Below are 17,056 nucleotides of genomic sequence, written 5' to 3' on the forward strand. Positions count from 1 at the left end.
ATTTAAGAACATCTGCACTTTTGATATTTTGTAAAATAAAAAGAGGTGCTGTTATCACACCTCTAAAAGTCTCTTACTATAATGCCACTTTTGTAGTAGCTTTAATATCTCCTAAATATTCTTCTTAAATATTCCCATCGGTTTCCCTACTGGTAAAAATACTCTACCGAATTGTCCATTTAACATGGCTGCTGCTGAACCATAAAAACCTAGAATTGAGATAATTAGCTCTGTCCAAGCCCCTAACTCATGAGAAAACTCTGGCATAATTCCAAAAGCATTCATGCTTAAAGCTAAAAATAATACATCTATTAGTGCAAGAATACTAAATAACACCCTGTTTGTTTCTGTAGCTGCAATTGTCATAAAAAGAGAAAAAATAAGATATCCTAAAAATGCAAAACCTAATTGTTTGCCATCAGCATTGGCTGCCATGGCCTCACCAAAAAAACCTAATTTTGTTAACCAAGAAGCAGCAACCGCAATCCAAAATAATCCATAGGCTCCAAAAGCAGTTGTTCCAAATAAATTATGTCTTTTTGAATCTTCAATGCAAGCAAATAGTTGCGCAAATCCCCCTAAAAAGATAGCCCAAGGAATAGCAAATGATAGGCCTTCTGTCCATCCTAGTTTTTGCGAAGATGCAACCAAGGTTACCATGGCAAGTCCAAATAAACCTAGTGCTGAAGGGTCTGCATTTGTGATTTTTACATTTTGTGTTTCGTTGATATTCATAAAAAACCTCCTGTCATTTATACATGCCTTATTAAAATAACAGATTTCTTTTTATTCGTCAATTATTTTTTTTGAAATCCCTCTATTTACCTGATCCTCCAGCTTTTTCATTAAAAAAACTGTTCATTTTTAGAACAGCTTCTTTATTTATACATATTGAATTTTATCGCTCTTGATAGCTTATGCAAATAGAATAGAAAAAGACCTATAGGCCTCTTTCTATTAACTTTTATTATCTTACAATACCAATAAATACTAACAATGCACCAAATAAGATTCCACCAAATCCTAAGATCAATAACTGACCAAACAATTTATCTGTTTCTGATTCATCAGCGGAAGCCATTGCTAAAGCACCCAATGTTGATAATGGAGAATTCGTTACAAAGTGTGCACCAAGTATGATTGCAGAAATCAATGTTTCGCCCTTCACAGCACCGCCCATCGTTTCTACTAGACCAGGCACAGTTGGAATAAGTGTTGGCATTACAACTCCAGATGCGGAAGACACAGCAGACATTAATCCACCTACGATTGTTAAGATTGGAGCTGCTGTTTTTGTACCCATGAATGCAGATAATGTATCTGTAAGATATGTGATACCACCTGCTTTGTCAACAACATTTACCAATACGCCAACTCCACAAACAAGTAACAATGTACTCCAAGGCATGGATGCGATTGTTTTCTTCTCGTCGGCAGCACCTAATAGTAACAGTGTAGCCCCACCTAAGAATGCGATCATACCGATGTTTAAATTTAATACGATAATTGCTGCTACTACCAATGCGATAACAACAAGCGTTTGAATCTGTACGCCGTTGAATGCAGCTGGCTTTTCTTTTGTAACACCAACATCTGCCTTGAGCTTAAATCCACCTAAAACAACATACATTACAGCTGCTATAATAACCTGCGCAATGATCATATTCATAAATACATGCTGACCTGTTTGAAAACCAATTTTTTCAGCTAATTGAACCCCAATAATTCCAGTAGGAGCAATTGGTGAGAGTCCTCCAGCGTTAGACCCTGCGATTACCATACCAGCCATTAATAATGAATTGATTTTTTCCTCACGTGCCACCGCCATTGCGATTGGTAATACTAATGCGCAAACCGCGATATTACCAGGTCCGATTGCAGCTAAAATTGTTGAAAAAATAAAGAATAGAATTGGAATTAATTTTCTGTTTCCGCCCGCCATATAAGCAGCTTTTCTTGCAAGAAGTTCAAGGGTACCGTTTACCTTTGCGATTGCAAACAAGAAAGTCATCCCTACAAGGATGAAGAATAATGAAGTATTCCAACCAGCAATCAATGCTGTACCTTTTGCCTCTGCTGAAGACATTGCTACCATTTTCGCTACTGCCGGGTCTTTTGAAATATTTGTCATTACAAAGAAACCCAATAAAAATGCAAATGCAATACTCACAAGACCAGTATTAACATTTCTTTTGAAACCAACAAATATTGCAACTACTAAAACCAATAAAGATATAAGTCCCATATTCATGTTTGTTGCCCTCCTTTTTCATTTAACATCATAATTTAAAATACCAATTGCTTGACTGTACAACGTTTTCTCATATCACCTCCTGATAATGATCATTTCAATTCTATAATTAAGCAAATACCATGCCAAAATTGAACTCATCAAAACCGTTGAAAACGTTACCTTTTTTAATCAGAAATATTTCAAAAATTTTAAAAAAGCGGTAACATAGTTACCGCTTTTTTAAGTCTACATTTATAATTGTATGCAAATATTTCTTGTGGTTCTTGTGTATCCATTGCAATTGTTAATTTTTCGTCATTTTATTAATTTTGCAATGTGATTTTTTTCACATTCATTTTATAGGTAATATTGTTACCACTATGTATCAAAAGTTACCAGTTGTTTATTTCGCAATACTGTATTTTTCAATTTTACGTCTTAAAGTCAATCGAGATATTCCTAATTCTTGTGCAGTTCTTGAAATATTCCAGTTGTTCTGTTTCAAAACACGACTAATTGTTTCCATCTCCACAGTTTCTAAATTTAGATTATTATTACCTATATTCGTGACGTTTTTATCATTGATCATATTACTATCACTTACTATGTTGTGAGGCAAATCATCAATACCAATCCATTCATTCTCTTGGAAAATAATGATTCTTTCAATCACATTCTTCAATTCTCTTACATTGCCTTTCCACGCATGAGCCTTACAAATTTCCATGGCTTCATCAGCCATACCCATAATATTTTTCTTCAATTGGGTGCTGTACAGTCGAATAAATGAATCGATAAGGGGTGGGATATCTTCGACCCTTTGCCGTAGAGGCGTTGTAAAGATTGGTACCACATTTAATCGATAATATAAATCTTCTCTAAAGGATCCATTTTTCACTTCAGCTAAAAGATTTTTATTGGTAGCAGCAATGATGTTGGCATCAAATTCAATTTCTTTTACGCCGCCTAATCGTCTAAATTTTTTCTCTTGTAAAACTCTTAAAAGCTTTGCTTGCAACAGTATATCCATATCTCCAATCTCATCTAAAAACAAGGTCCCCCCATGAGATTCTTCAATCAGCCCTTTTTTCGATGTTTTTGCTTCAGTAAAAGCACCTTTTTCATAGCCAAACAATTCACTCTCCTGTAAGTTTTGAGGAATGGCAGCACAGTTTAAGGCCACATAGGGTTGACTTTTTCTTATGCCATTATAGTGGATTGCCTTTGCCACAATTTCTTTTCCCGTTCCACTCTCGCCTTGAACTAGAATATAAGTATTGTATGGTAGATTGCTTACCTTGTTAACGATTTTTTTAACCTCATTGATTTGATCACTTACACCAATTATTTCTGTGAAATCTTCATCTTGATTTTGGATCAATTCCCTTTTCATCTTTAAATATTTAAGGTTACTTTCAATAGTATCTTTGATTTCCTCAATATTAAAAGGTTTTGTAAAATAATCATTGGCGCCTAGTTTCATCGCTTCTACAGCCAATCTTACCTCGCTAATATAGGTAATCATAATCACGATGCAACTATCATTTTCCTTTCGAATTCTCCTTAAAACCTCAATACCATCAATTCCAGGCAGTTTGATATCGATCACTGCAATGTCAGGATTTACATTACGAAAAATATCTAGCCCTTCTTCTCCGGATGCAGCAGTAAATATTTTAACACCTGTTTTTGCTAATCCTACTTGCAATGATAAACGTATGCTCTTTTCATCATCAATAATTAGTAGCTTCATCAATAATTTCCCCCTCAAAGCAAATGATAAATTCTGTACTACTTCCAGCTTCGCTTTTCACAGAGATTGTTCCATTATTATCTCTGATGATCTTATGCACAATTGATAGACCTAAACCTGTGCCATCTTGCTTTGTTGTATAGAACGGATTAAAAATCTGTTCTATTTTTTCCTCCGATATGCCCTCACCGTTGTCCAATATGGAGATACAAAGTATCCTTTTATAATCTTCTTCCATCGTTTTTACCTCAATGGTTATCTTTCCATTTTCATCTACTGCTTGGATACTATTCTTTAGAAGATTGACAAATGCCTGTCGCACTGTTGCTGGGTCTATCTTTACCAAAGGTACAGATGAAGAATATTTCTTGATAATATTCACATTTTTATTCATAATTTCTGAATTTAATATATTTAAAGCACTATTAATTACACCTAGGATATTGGTAGTTATATGCACGCTTTTATGGGTTCTTGTAAAATCTAAAAAGTTAATCACTAGGTTGTTGAGCATATTCACTTCCTCACTTAATGCTGCCAATAATTCATCTCTGAGATTTTCATCCTCTATGTGACCTTTGAGTACCTCTAAGAGATTTGACATGCCTGCCAGTGGATTTCCGATCTCATGGATAATCGATGAAGACATTTCTCCAATTGTTTTTAAGCGATCCTCTCGTCTTAAATGCTCCTCCAATACTTTAATCTTTGTCAGGTCTTTAATCAAACATACAGTGCTGATCACTTGACCTTCATCATCATAAACAGGAGATAGGGAAATACTTAATGGTATTGTCAACCCATCGCTATTTTTAATCAAACATTCCCTTTCCGTTACCGTATTTTCTTCACCATTTATATAATTCTTAAAAATCTCCAGAGGAAGTCCAATATGGCTAGATAAAAATTCTAATGGTTTATTGATAAAGTATTGGCTTCTATAGCCTGTGATCTCTTCAGCAGCTGTATTGAAAATAGATATTTTATTGTAATAATCAATAACAATGATCCCACTAGCCGCACTTTTAAGAATACTATTTAGATATTTTTTAATATCATATTCCCTTTTATGAAGGTTTTTTAACGCTTCCATTTTTAGACTGAGTTCTCTACCCATATGATGAAAAGCCCTTTCCAATTCTCCTAACTCATCCGATGCAGTAATCTCTACCGCACTTGTTCCACTATCAATATCACTGCTAAGCCTTCTTACAAAATTGACCAAGTTTTCGATAGGACTTGTGATCGTATGAGCAAAATACATGCTTAAGACTAAAACTGAAATCAGCACAAATATAATGCCAGAAAAAAACCTTGATTTAATTTCTCCCAATTGGCCCAATATGTACTGCTCATTTTGTTCGACGATTACCAAGCCCTTATAGTTTGAAATTTTGCTAAAGGATACGTACACCGTATCTAGATCACTCTTATATTCCCCTACACCTTTTGTATATCGTTCCATGATATCAGAGAGTTCCTGCTCATGGCCGGCTATTTTTACACGCCTGTTAAGTACCACAGGATTAGCGATATCGCTTTCGTTGGGACTAACCAGAGTGGTACCATCCATATCGATAACATATATTCTTCCATCGAATGATTGCTGAGTTTTCTCAACAATTTGCTTTAAACTATTTAATGGTACGCCACCCCCTATAATTCCTTTCATCTCTCCCGTTTTGCTATCGATGATTGGCGATACGATAATGATATGGGGCTGATTTAAGATACTGCTAATAAAGACTTTGCTGATATATGTTTCCTTATGCTTAACGATATGCTGATAATATTCTCTTTCCAAATAATTTCTTTGATGAATGATATCATTGTAGGGATTACTGTAAGTTATCCTCCCATCCATTGTCATATAAAACATAAGATCCATCCACTTGTAACTACCGTAAATCCTGTCTATGCTTCTAATAATGGATGGCATATCATTATAGGAAGCATATTTTGCAACATACTCCACTGTGTCTTGCGCTGCAATGAGATATTGACTAATCTGATCCGAAATCATTTCCGTAATTACTGAGTTTTTTTGAATAATTTGCTGCTTAATATCTTGCGTAAAAATCTCGTAAGACATATAGCTAGCACCAGCAATCGTGATAATTACCAACGTAATAATCAATGTAGGTATCTTGAATCTCAGGCTTTTTGTATTGATCATATATGCCTCCAGGATTTGACTTCTTTCTATCCATTTTACACGAAATCGACTTTCTCTGCCATACTCTTAGACATAAATATAAAAGGGAATCCGTGGATTCCCTTTTATATTTATGCTTCCTGTTTTATTGTACGAACTCCACTCCTTATTTTAATCATAAACAGTATAAATACTAACAGTGCTCCACCACCACCTACAGGATATGCCATGGATGCCGGAAGTTTAAAACCTTCTGGCGCCATAAGGATATATGTTATACTCACACCTGTCATAAAGGTAGCAGGAACAGATGCAATCCAATGGGGTTTTGATTTTACCGCCAGATAAGCAGCTGAAGCCCATAGCACGATCATAGCTAAAGTTTGATTAGACCAAGCAAAGTATCTCCAAATAATGTTAAAGTCAATCAGCGTTAATCCAAAACCTACTGCAAATAGAGGCAAGGCCAATAGTAATCTTTTATTAATTTTACCTTGTTCAAATCCGATTGCATCGGCAATTACTAACCTTGCACTTCTGAACGCTGTATCACCAGATGTAATCGGACAAGCAATTACTCCTAATACTGCTAAAAGTCCACCGATTGGTCCTAAAAGTGATTTAGAGATCGTATTTACTACTGCACCTGTACCACCATTACCTAGTGCTTCATTTAATCCTGGGATTCCATTAAAGAATGTCATGGCAGCGGCTGCCCAAATAAGGGCGATGATTCCTTCTGCAATCATGGCACCATAGAACACTTGACGCCCATACTTCTCATTGGTCATACACCGTGCCATCATAGGAGACTGAGTAGCATGGAATCCGCTAATTGCACCACAAGCTATGGTCACGAAAAGCATGGGCCATAAAGGCAATTCTTTTGGATGCATACTTTGTAGCGTAATCTCAGGAATTTGATAGCCTTTGACTATCATCATACTCCCAATTCCAACCGCCATAATTAGCAGCGCTGCACCAAATAATGGATATATTTTTCCGATTATCTTATCAACGGGCATAATAGTTGCTAAAAAGTAATAAATAATAATCAAAGCAAGCCAAATTTTTACATTCTCTATTCCAAATAGCTTAAGGCTGCTTAATAATCCAGCTGGCCCTGTCATGAAAACAGTTCCTACAAGCACGAGTAATATAACTGAGAATACCCTCATGATTTTTTTTGCTGGTTCACCTAAATAATAGCCCACAATTTCTGAGATACTTTCACCATTGTGTCTGATCGATAACATTCCCGAGAAATAGTCATGAACTGCACCTGCAAATATACTTCCAAATACAATCCATAAAAATGCTGCAGGCCCATATAAAGCACCCATGATAGCTCCAAAAATTGGCCCTAGACCTGCAATGTTTAAGAATTGAATAAGAAATATTTGTTTCCAACTCATAGGAACATAGTCCACGCCATCTTGCATGGCTACAGCAGGCGTTGTTCTTCCTTCTTCAACACCGAAAACTCGTTCTACAAACTTTCCATAGGTAAAATAACCTAAAATAAGAACTATAATTGCTACAATAAAACTAATCATTCTTCTTCCTCCTTTTCTTTTGAAATTTCTTGAATTCATTGTACTTAATGATTATACAAATAAAGTTTTTCAATGGAAACACTATCTGTACCAAGTGTTGAATTTCATGATTGAAATGTATTATGGAGGTGAATGATGCCAATCTTGCAACATTATTTTATAAAACAATAAAAGAAGGGTCAGCTTGACCCCACATTTTTACAAATTCATCATTTCTCTAAATTTTTGGGCATTGCTCCGGCTCACAGGAATTTTGTCCTTTGAGTATCCTTTCATCGTTATTTGATAGGTACCATGGAACCAGTGATCTATTTCTTGAATCTCTTCCAGATTCACTAAGAAACTACGATGACTTCTAAAGAAAGGAAAATCTTTAAGTTTTTCTTCCAACTCACTTAAGCTAAGATTTGAAATATAATCTCCCTTTTTGGATTTAATCACAGTATTTCGGCCTTCAACACCTACAAAGATGATCTCCTGAGGATCCAGTGGAATATGCTTCCCGTTGCTGTAGACTGAGATTTTCTGAATAGCCCTTGGCTTATTTATATATTTTAAGAGTTCCTCAATAACAATTTTGCTATTCGTTTTGTTCCTTTTATATATATTTTGAAGACGTTCAATCGTACTATTAAGCCTATCAACTGAAATTGGCTTTAGTAGGTAATCAACAGCGTTAATTTCAAATGCTTTGATAGCATATTGGTCGTAAGCTGTAATGAATACGATGAGAGGATATGCTTCCTGTTTATATAGTTCACAAGCTACTTCAAATCCACTCATTCCTCTCATTTGAATATCTAGAAACACTACATCCGGTTTTGCCTTCGCAACAAGCTCACAAGCTCCTTTCCCGTCCTCCGCCTCTCCAATAATCTCAATATCATTGTACTTTTGAAGCAAATATTTAATTTCTTCACGGGCTGGAGCTTCATCATCAACCACTATACAACGCATTTTTTCACCTCCATTAGTATTTATCCTTCGGAATCACCATCTTTACAGTTGTTCCCAAACCTACTTGACTTGCAATACTTAAACAATATTCCGCTCCATATTTTGTTTTCAACCTTTTGTTTACATTCATCAATCCAATGTGGTTTGTATTTCTCTCTTCTTTCAGAAGTCCTTGGAGCTTGTCCTGATCCATTCCGATCCCATCATCTTCAACAATCAATTCCACATACTCCTTTTTATCAATAGCTCTAATAATTACAGTTCCTCCTTCAGCCTTGTTAAAAATACCATGCTTTACAGCATTCTCCACCACAGGCTGAAGGATTAATGGTGGAATCACACAGACAATATTCTCTGGTATTTCATAAATAATCTTAAGTTTTTCCCCAAATCTTGCCCTTTCTAAAGCCAAATATGATTCGATATTTTTAATCTCTCGCATCAAGTCAATATCGCCACTATTAAATTGCAAGCTCTGTCTGAAATAATCGCTCAAATGAATGATCAGCTCCCTCGCTTCCTCTGGTTTTGTGCGAATGAAGGATGCAATCGTATTTAGTGCATTAAATAAAAAGTGGGGATTGATCTGGGCTTGCAGCGCTCTTAACTCCGCTTTGGCTAATAATTTGTTCTGATATTCTAACTTACTAAGCTCTATTTGTGTAGAAAACAACTGGGCTAAGCCCAGAGCCAATTGGATATCCGTACTTGTAATACCTAATTTATCGGATTTGTACAATTTTAGTGTTCCCGCTACCCTATCTCTATCAAACAATGGCACAATGACCGCAGATAACAGCTTACACTCTTTCTCATTGCAATCGATCTCTGCTGGTGTCCTGGCTACTCGATACGCTCCTGAATCAATAACATCTTTTGTAATCTGGGTCAAAATTGGACTGCCTGTTAGATGATGATCACTGGCTTCTCCAATGTGAGCAAGGATATGCTCTGTATCCGTAATTGCAACTGCAGCTACATTTGTCATTTCATAGATTATCTCTGCTGTTCTTTTAATGGAATCCATATGAAAACCTTTTCTCAAAACAGGTAAAGTCTCATTGGCGATTTTTAGTGCCAGATGTGCCTGAGCAGCACCAATTCGTTCGTGTTCGATAAAGATGTTTTGCGTCATAGCTATGAATATGGAAATTCCTATAGAATTTACAAAAACCATGGGAAACCAAATTAGCTCCACTAAATTTAATGCATCAGGAAATGGCTTCGCCACTACCAATATAATAATCATCTGTATAATCTCCGCTGCTGCTCCTAATACCAAGGCCCCTAGCCAGCTGGTTTTTAAGTCTTTCACCAATCGACTACCATACCCGCTTATGGCTCCTTCAACAATCGTTGAGACTGCACAAGCTACGGCAGTAAATCCTCCTATATCAATAGCCCATCGGTGGCCGCCTGCTATTACACCACTCAGTATTCCCACTACAGGGCCTCCTAACCAACCGCCTACAAAAACTCCAATCACCCTTGAGTTTGCGATGGCACCCTTTACAGGAATACCAGAGTAAGTCCCTATTATGCCAAAGATTCCAAATAAAATACCCATTGCTATTTTTTCAAGGTAAGTGATGTCTTTTTTTAGAACCAGCTTTTTAAATAGACTACTTTTTGACAACAAGAAGGCTAATATAATTATGATTGCGCCTCTGTTCATTAAACTATTCATTAATTCAATAACCACGTTTTCTACCTCTTTCAATTAAAATATCTTCTATATGTTATTATACATAAAAAGAAGACAATTCACAAAAATTGTCTTCTCATTACCTCATTAAATGAATAATCGGGCTTCAGCATTCACCTAACTTTGATTAGTGTCTATATTTATTTAATTCTTTAATCAGCGCAGCTTCTTCAATCCCATAGCGTTGCGCAGCGTAGCCTACGCTTTTATATAATACGCCGCCTCAGCCGAAACATCGAATTCCATATTCGTTGAAAACCGCTTCAGCTTTAGGATAATCCGCCAGAATGTCCTTAATCATGGTATCTTTTGTAATCATATAAACACCTCCTATTCATAGGATGAGTCCATTCACTTTTTTGATACCATCGAAATATTATATCTTTTTACTTTTTATACCTTTTTATCATTTCACTTTTGATATCAACAATATCAATTTCCTTTTCAACCATCAATACCAAAGAATGATAAAGAAGATCACTCAATTCATAAATCATTTCAAATTTATTTTCATTTTTCGCGCTGATAATCACTTCTCCAGCCTCTTCACTGATTTTCTTTAAAATCTTGTCTAAACCTTTTTCAAATAAATAACTGGTATAGGAACCTTCTAAGGGATTCTTTTTCCTATTTTTCAATCTTTCCATCAACAGAGAAATGATTTCTGTGCTTTCATCCTCATTTGAATCCTTATATAGAATGGAGAAAAAACAGCTTTTTTCTCCTGTGTGACATGCATTTCCCAATGGTTCTACTAAAATAAGCAAAGCATCTTTATCACAGTCATAAGAAATCCTTTTTACCAGCTGATAATTCCCTGATGTTTCCCCTTTGTTCCATAACTGTTTTCTACTTCTACTGTAAAACCATGTCTTTTTCGTTTCTATGGTTTTTCGTAACGCCTCTTGATTCATATAGGCAAGCATAAGTATATCTTTACTTACAACATCCTGTACAATCGCTGGAACAAGGCCTTTTTCATCATATTTAATTTCTGAAAGGACTTTATCCATATTAACATCTCCTCACGTGAATACCTCTACCATAAAGATAGTTTTTTAGTTCACCTATGCGAATATCGCCATAGTGGAATACTGAGGCTGCCAATGCTGCATCAGCTTTACCAGCTTGTAATACTTGATAGAAATCTTCGTTTCTTCCTGCGCCGCCCGAAGCAATAACTGGAACCTTTACTTCCTCAGAAATCATTCTTGTAATTTCTAGATCATACCCATCTCGAATGCCATCGGTATCGATACAATTTACAACAATCTCACCTGCACCAAGAAACTCCCCTTTTACAGCCCATTCTAAGGCATCTATCCCTGTATTTACTCTTCCCCCATGGGTGTATACAGACCAGCCTTGATTTTGGTTTTTCTTCACATCCATAGAAAGTACGACGCATTGTCTGCCATACTTTAATGCAGCTGCAGTGATCAATTGAGGATCTATAACTGCTGCTGAATTCACCGAAACCTTGTCCCCACCAGCCCTTAGTACCCGTTTAAAGTCTTCAACGGTACGAATACCACCACCTATTGTTAGGGGAATGTATACTGTCTCAGCCGTCTGCTCCACAATCTGAAGAAAGATATCTCTTTTTTCATTGGTAGCCGTGATATCATAGAAAACTAGTTCATCAGCACCCTCATCGTTGTAATACTTTGCTAAGGTAATAGGGTCATTCACATCAGAGAGGTTTTGAAATTTCTTCCCCTTTACAACTCTGCCAGCATCCACATCCAAGCAAGGAATAATTCGTTTAGCAATCATAAGAGCACCTCCTTTATCTCCTCTAGAGTAACTGCACCTTCATACAATGCTTTCCCTATAATTGCACCACAAATTCCTAATGATTTAAGATCTTTGATATGCTGGACGGTTGTAATTCCTCCTGAAGCAATTATATTTAACTTCGTTTTTTCTTTAAGTTGTTTTAACTCCTGAAAATTAGGACCACTCAGCATGCCATCCTTTGCGATATCGGTATAAACAATAGACTGGATGCCTTTGTCTTCAAGCTCTTGAGCAAATACAAAGGCTGACTGGCTTAGGGTCTTGGTCCAGCCTTCCACAGCAATGTTCCCCCCCTTAGCGTCTAACGAAACGATGATCTTATTCCCAAATTGCTTGGCAGCTTCATCAACAAAGTTCTTAATCATAACTGCTGAGGTGCCTATGATCACTTTCTCAGCCCCTAACTGTAGCATGTTGTCTATATCATCCAGAGTACGGAATCCACCGCCAACCTGAATCGGTATATCGATCCCTTGAATGATCTCTCTAATGACATCTTTATTCTTGCCAAGACCATACCGTGCGCCATCCAAATCAACGATATGAAGACAAGTTGCTCCTTTTAATTTCCAAAGAGCTGCAATTTCTATGGGGTCATCAAAATAGATCTCTTCTTTGTCGAATCTCCCTTGTTCCAATCTCACACACTTACCATCACGAATATCAATAGCTGGAAAAATAATCATTTTATCAGCTCCCCAAAGTTCTTTAATAATTTTAGCCCTGTATCTCCGCTTTTCTCTGGATGAAACTGCATCCCTATAATATTTCCATTTCTTACAACAGCAGGAACTTCCACATCATACTGAGTACTAAATAGAATATCTTTTTGTACGTGGGTCTGGAGATAGTAAGAATGGACAAAATATACATATTCACCCTCATGAATATTTCTGCCAAGTTCATCATCGTATTTTCTAAGAAGCCTATTCCAACCCATGTGGGGTATTTTCAAATGTGAGCTAAATTTCACGATTTCACCTTTCAACAATCCTAACCCTTCCCATTCTCCATCCTCATAGCTTTTTTCATAAAGGAGCTGCATACCCAAACATATGCCTAATATCCATTTCTTTTTTTCTCCATTTTTCTTTATACATTCTACCAAATCGTTTTTCTTTAACTGCTCCATAGCATCCTTAAAGGCACCTACACCGGGTAACACGATAGCATCACTCTTATCAATTTCCTCTTTGTCCGATGTGATTATCGATCGAAAGCCTAAATGTTGAAAGGCTTTATCCACACTTTTTAAATTTCCTACGCCATAATCTACGATGGCAATCATCCCTCATCCCTCCTTTAATTAAACTTTAAAAATTATATATGTCCTTTGGTAGATAGAACGCCTACAACTCTATCCTCAATGATGCTGGCTTGATCCAGGGCTCTACCAAAGCCCTTGAAAACTGATTCAATCATGTGATGATTGTTTTTACCATATATCATGGCAATATGCAGTGTTATTTGTGCATGATTTACAAATGCTCTAAAAAACTCTTCTACAAGGGCAACCTCAAATTTCCTTGAGCTTTGTTGTAAAAAAGGCATATCATAATGTAAATAGGCTCTTCCGCTAATATCTAAAGAAACACGGGAAAGGGCTTCATCCATCGGTGTATAAATCGTTGCATATCTCGTGATTCCTTGCTTATTTCCTAAAGCCTCTCGAAAAGCATTGCCTAGAACAATACCAACATCTTCTACCGTGTGATGATCGTCCACAAATAGATCTCCCTTGCAGGATAAGTCCATATCTAGGAAACCATGCTTGCACATTGTATGCAGCATATGGTCAAAGAATCCTATTCCAGTGGATATACTACTTTTTCCTTCTCCGTTGATTTGCAATGTCAATTTTATATCCGTCTCGGATGTTTTTCTCTCAATGCTAGATTTTCTCACATCAACCCACCACTTTTCTTATTGTCTCGATCATACAATCATTTTCTGATCTTGTACCTATGCTGATTCTCATGCAGTTTTGCAGCATGGAATCATTTCTGAATATTCGGGTTCCAATTTCTTTTTCATAACAGGAATCAGCTATTTCTTTTAATTTATCAGATTTTACAAGAACAAAATTGCCTTCCGATGGAAAAGCGATTATCTCTTTTTCTTCCTGTAATGCATTTAACATATATATTCTTTCTGCTTTTATAGATTGAATATAATTTTCTACCCTATCTACATTACGGAGCGCCAAACTACCCATTGCTTGAGAGAAAGTACTCAAGTTATAGGGGGGACGTACGCGATTTAAAATTTCTATGGTATCCTCTCCTGCCACACCATATCCAAGGCGTATATCTGCCAATCCAAAGGCCTTAGATAACGTTCTTAAAACGATGAGGCGATCCCAATCATTCACATAACTTACCATGGTTTCCCCAAAGAATTCATAATATGCTTCATCTACTACAACCATTGATTCCGTTCTCTGAAGTACTTCTAAAATATCTTTGCTTGACATGGTAGTACCAGTAGGATTGTTGGGGTTGCATAAAAATATCACTTTAGCTTTGCTCTGATTTGCAGTGTCAATGATTTTCTCCACATCTACCGTAAAATCTTCTTCTGAAGGAACTTCGATCATTTCACCACCAGCAATTTTTGTAAAAATATTATACATGGAAAAGGTGGGTACATGGGTAACTACAAAATCTCCTTTATCCACAAAGGTTTGTATAATCACTTGAATAATCTCATCAGATCCATTGCCGCAAATGATATTTTCCTGCTTTAAACCTACATATTTGGCCAAATCCTGCCTTAGGCAAAAAGAATCTGTATCAGGATATCTATTCATCTCCATTTCACCAATGACTCCAACAATTTCATCATGCATCTCAGCTAGCATATTAAAGGGATTTTCATTGGCATCAAGCCTTATCTTATAACTGTTCTTATTAGGGCTGTAGGGTACAATAGAACGCACAGAATCTTTTATTAAATTTTTCATCCTTTATCCCTCACTCTTATGGCATTGGCATGAGCCGTTAAGCCTTCTTTTTCAGCAAAATAAATGATCTGGTCACGGGCTTGATCCAGCGCTGATCTATTATAATAAATGATACTAGATTTTTTGATAAAATCATCGACCCCAAGGGGTGATGAAAATCTTGCGGTGCCCCCAGTGGGAAGGGTATGATTCGGACCAGCAAAATAATCACCCAGAGGCTCTGGGGAATAGGCTCCCAAAAAAATTGCACCAGCATTTTTAATCTTTGATAATGCATCAAATGGTGAATCCACCATTAATTCTAAGTGTTCCGGGGCAATCTTATTCACTAGCCGAAATCCTATCTCTAGATCGGGTACAACAAAGATGTAGCCATGATTCTTTAAGGATTTTTGAATAATTTCTTTTCTAATCAATAGTGCAGCTTGCCTCTTTACTTCTTCCTGTACTTTCTCTGCCAACTCTTGAGAAGTAGTTACCAATATGACACCTGCATCTTCATCATGCTCTGCCTGAGAAAGCAAGTCAGCTGCGATAAAAGTGGCATTCCCTTTATTATCAGCCAATATACAGATTTCACTGGGCCCTGCAATCATATCAATGTCTACAGATCCGTACACTTTTTTCTTCGCCATAGCTACATAGCTGTTTCCCGGCCCTACAATCTTATCTACAGGGGGTATTGTCTTTGTTCCAAAGGCGAGGGCCCCAATAGATTGGGCACCACCTACTTTATATATTTCTCTCACTCCACATAGATTGGCTGCGACCAAAACGTATGGATTCAATTTACCCTCTTTATTAGGCGGTGATACCATTGCTATTGAATCAACACCCGCAACCAATGCAGGTATGGCGTTCATCAGCACTGTTGAAGGATATGCTGCTTTGCCTCCTGGCACATATATACCGATTCTCTCAAGAGGCGTCACCATCTGCCCAAGAATAATATTTTCACTGGGATTTCTAAACCATGAGTTTTGCTTCTGCTTCTCGTGATAGTACCATATATTCTCCTTGGCTTCCTTTAGTATTGCAACAAATTCTGGCTCAACCTTGGAGAAAGCTTCTTCGACCTCTTCTTGTGAAACTCTTATATTACTAAGTGTCACGCCATCAAACTTTAATGTATATTCTTGTAATGCAGCATCCCCTCGTCTTTTGACTTCCTTTAAAATCTGATCCACAATTGCATCAATCTCATTATTGGCCGTATCTCCTCTATTCAGATATTTTGTATCTAGATCATCCTGAGACATATCATCAAAATATACGATCTTCATTTATTAAACTTCCTCTCTTTTTTGATTCGGTCGCAGCTGCTGGATCATGGTTTCGATTATATCCCCTTTCGTTTTTAAACTAGCCTTATTCACAATTAACCTAGCGCTTACAGGACATATTTCTTCAACGATGACCAATCCATTCTCCCTTAATGTAGTACCTGTTTCTACAATATCAACGATCATATCTGCCAAACCCATAATGGGAGCTAATTCTACAGAACCATTTAGTTTAATAATTTCCACAGATTTTCCTTTTCTTTTAAAAAACTCTTTTGCTACATACACATATTTTGTTGCTACATAGGTTTTTCTTTGAACATTCTCAACGTAATCCTTTAAAGCAGCTACTACAAACTTGCACTTTCCAAATTCTAAGTCCATCATCTCATACACACTTGCCATTGACTCCAGTAAAGTATCCTTACCTACGATGCCTATATCTGCAGCTCCTTGTTCCACATAAGTAGGTACATCATCAGCCTTTACTAGTACTAGTCTCACCCGCTTTTTCTGATCCATATGGATCAACTTCCTACTGTTTGATGAATAGTCATTAAAGCATATTTCCATTCCTTCTAAGGCTTTTACAGCGGTATCTGCAAGTCTTCCCTTTGCTACCGCTAAATTGATATATTTTTGCATGTTGCCT

16 protein-coding genes are annotated in these 17,056 nt (G+C 36.7%); all 16 read right to left on the bottom strand.

The window, feature by feature from the left end; all coding sequences use genetic code 11:
* Window positions 1-111 precede the first annotated feature (111 nt).
* Window positions 112-735 (bottom strand): acetate uptake transporter, encoded by a 624-nt coding sequence (locus tag HNQ80_RS08505; protein WP_184310151.1) that lies wholly within the window; start codon window positions 733-735, stop codon window positions 112-114.
* A 232-nt stretch (window positions 736-967) separates the two neighbouring features.
* Window positions 968-2,251 (bottom strand): ArsB/NhaD family transporter, encoded by a 1,284-nt coding sequence (locus tag HNQ80_RS08510; protein WP_184310153.1) that lies wholly within the window; start codon window positions 2,249-2,251, stop codon window positions 968-970.
* A 385-nt stretch (window positions 2,252-2,636) separates the two neighbouring features.
* A complete protein-coding gene (locus HNQ80_RS08515; RefSeq protein WP_184310155.1) occupies window positions 2,637-3,986 on the bottom strand; it encodes a sigma-54-dependent transcriptional regulator in 1,350 nt (449 codons plus the stop codon).
* Window positions 3,967-6,162, bottom strand: coding sequence for a PAS domain-containing sensor histidine kinase (locus HNQ80_RS08520; protein ID WP_184310157.1), 2,196 nt, complete (start codon window positions 6,160-6,162; stop codon window positions 3,967-3,969). The genes HNQ80_RS08515 and HNQ80_RS08520 overlap by 20 nt, the downstream gene beginning before the upstream one ends.
* A gap of 110 nt (window positions 6,163-6,272) precedes the next feature.
* Window positions 6,273-7,697, bottom strand: coding sequence for a carbon starvation CstA family protein (locus HNQ80_RS08525; RefSeq protein WP_184310159.1), 1,425 nt, complete (start codon window positions 7,695-7,697; stop codon window positions 6,273-6,275).
* A 198-nt stretch (window positions 7,698-7,895) separates the two neighbouring features.
* Window positions 7,896-8,654, bottom strand: a complete 759-nt coding sequence (locus HNQ80_RS08530; RefSeq protein WP_184310161.1) for a LytR/AlgR family response regulator transcription factor — start codon at window positions 8,652-8,654, stop codon at window positions 7,896-7,898.
* Between the two features lie 13 nt (window positions 8,655-8,667).
* The gene (locus HNQ80_RS08535; RefSeq protein WP_243183072.1) at window positions 8,668-10,374 is read right to left on the bottom strand and encodes a sensor histidine kinase; all 1,707 of its coding nucleotides are present in this window, start codon (window positions 10,372-10,374) and stop codon (window positions 8,668-8,670) included.
* A 208-nt stretch (window positions 10,375-10,582) separates the two neighbouring features.
* Window positions 10,583-10,678, bottom strand: coding sequence for a DUF1858 domain-containing protein (locus tag HNQ80_RS08540; RefSeq protein ID WP_184310163.1), 96 nt, complete (start codon window positions 10,676-10,678; stop codon window positions 10,583-10,585).
* A gap of 67 nt (window positions 10,679-10,745) precedes the next feature.
* Window positions 10,746-11,372 (bottom strand): bifunctional phosphoribosyl-AMP cyclohydrolase/phosphoribosyl-ATP diphosphatase HisIE, encoded by a 627-nt coding sequence (hisIE, locus tag HNQ80_RS08545; RefSeq protein ID WP_184310165.1) that lies wholly within the window; start codon window positions 11,370-11,372, stop codon window positions 10,746-10,748.
* A 1-nt stretch (window position 11,373) separates the two neighbouring features.
* A complete protein-coding gene (hisF, locus tag HNQ80_RS08550; protein ID WP_184310167.1) occupies window positions 11,374-12,135 on the bottom strand; it encodes an imidazole glycerol phosphate synthase subunit HisF in 762 nt (253 codons plus the stop codon).
* On the bottom strand, window positions 12,132-12,845 hold the full coding sequence (gene hisA / locus HNQ80_RS08555; RefSeq protein ID WP_184310169.1) for a 1-(5-phosphoribosyl)-5-[(5-phosphoribosylamino)methylideneamino]imidazole-4-carboxamide isomerase: 714 nt from the start codon (window positions 12,843-12,845) through the stop codon (window positions 12,132-12,134). Before hisA ends, hisF begins: the two co-directional genes overlap by 4 nt.
* Window positions 12,842-13,447: an imidazole glycerol phosphate synthase subunit HisH gene (gene hisH / locus HNQ80_RS08560; protein WP_184310171.1), complete on the bottom strand. Its 606-nt coding sequence runs from the start codon at window positions 13,445-13,447 to the stop codon at window positions 12,842-12,844. Before hisH ends, hisA begins: the two co-directional genes overlap by 4 nt.
* A 32-nt stretch (window positions 13,448-13,479) precedes the next feature.
* Window positions 13,480-14,064 carry an imidazoleglycerol-phosphate dehydratase HisB gene (gene hisB, locus HNQ80_RS08565; protein WP_184310172.1) on the bottom strand — a complete coding sequence of 195 codons (585 nt, stop codon included), beginning with the start codon at window positions 14,062-14,064 and terminating at the stop codon, window positions 13,480-13,482.
* A 1-nt stretch (window position 14,065) separates the two neighbouring features.
* Window positions 14,066-15,121, bottom strand: a complete 1,056-nt coding sequence (gene hisC, locus HNQ80_RS08570) for a histidinol-phosphate transaminase (RefSeq protein WP_184310174.1) — start codon at window positions 15,119-15,121, stop codon at window positions 14,066-14,068.
* Window positions 15,118-16,404, bottom strand: a complete 1,287-nt coding sequence (hisD, locus tag HNQ80_RS08575; protein ID WP_184310176.1) for a histidinol dehydrogenase — start codon at window positions 16,402-16,404, stop codon at window positions 15,118-15,120. The genes hisC and hisD overlap by 4 nt, the downstream gene beginning before the upstream one ends.
* 3 nt (window positions 16,405-16,407) lie before the next feature.
* Window positions 16,408-17,049 (bottom strand): ATP phosphoribosyltransferase, encoded by a 642-nt coding sequence (hisG, locus tag HNQ80_RS08580; protein ID WP_184310178.1) that lies wholly within the window; start codon window positions 17,047-17,049, stop codon window positions 16,408-16,410.
* Window positions 17,050-17,056 lie beyond the last annotated feature (7 nt).

Origin of the sequence: Anaerosolibacter carboniphilus, assembly GCF_014205875.1 — a bacterium.
GTDB lineage: Bacteria > Bacillota > Clostridia > Peptostreptococcales > Thermotaleaceae > Anaerosolibacter > Anaerosolibacter carboniphilus.

Excerpts from the sequence above, each read along its gene's own strand:
- hisC (WP_184310174.1), bottom strand. The coding sequence starts at position 15,121 with ATGAAAAATTTAATAAAAGATTCTGTGCGTTCTATTGTACCCTACAGC.
- HNQ80_RS08540 (WP_184310163.1), bottom strand. The coding sequence starts at position 10,678 with ATGATTACAAAAGATACCATGATTAAGGACATTCTGGCGGATTATCCT.
- hisG (WP_184310178.1), bottom strand. The coding sequence starts at position 17,049 with ATGCAAAAATATATCAATTTAGCGGTAGCAAAGGGAAGACTTGCAGAT.
- HNQ80_RS08525 (WP_184310159.1), bottom strand. The coding sequence starts at position 7,697 with ATGATTAGTTTTATTGTAGCAATTATAGTTCTTATTTTAGGTTATTTT.
- hisD (WP_184310176.1), bottom strand. The coding sequence starts at position 16,404 with ATGAAGATCGTATATTTTGATGATATGTCTCAGGATGATCTAGATACA.
- HNQ80_RS08510 (WP_184310153.1), bottom strand. The coding sequence starts at position 2,251 with ATGAATATGGGACTTATATCTTTATTGGTTTTAGTAGTTGCAATATTT.
- HNQ80_RS08530 (WP_184310161.1), bottom strand. The coding sequence starts at position 8,654 with ATGCGTTGTATAGTGGTTGATGATGAAGCTCCAGCCCGTGAAGAAATT.
- HNQ80_RS08505 (WP_184310151.1), bottom strand. The coding sequence starts at position 735 with ATGAATATCAACGAAACACAAAATGTAAAAATCACAAATGCAGACCCT.
- HNQ80_RS08515 (WP_184310155.1), bottom strand. The coding sequence starts at position 3,986 with ATGAAGCTACTAATTATTGATGATGAAAAGAGCATACGTTTATCATTG.
- HNQ80_RS08520 (WP_184310157.1), bottom strand. The coding sequence starts at position 6,162 with ATGATCAATACAAAAAGCCTGAGATTCAAGATACCTACATTGATTATT.
- hisA (WP_184310169.1), bottom strand. The coding sequence starts at position 12,845 with ATGATTATTTTTCCAGCTATTGATATTCGTGATGGTAAGTGTGTGAGA.
- hisF (WP_184310167.1), bottom strand. The coding sequence starts at position 12,135 with ATGATTGCTAAACGAATTATTCCTTGCTTGGATGTGGATGCTGGCAGA.
- hisH (WP_184310171.1), bottom strand. The coding sequence starts at position 13,447 with ATGATTGCCATCGTAGATTATGGCGTAGGAAATTTAAAAAGTGTGGAT.
- hisIE (WP_184310165.1), bottom strand. The coding sequence starts at position 11,372 with ATGGATAAAGTCCTTTCAGAAATTAAATATGATGAAAAAGGCCTTGTT.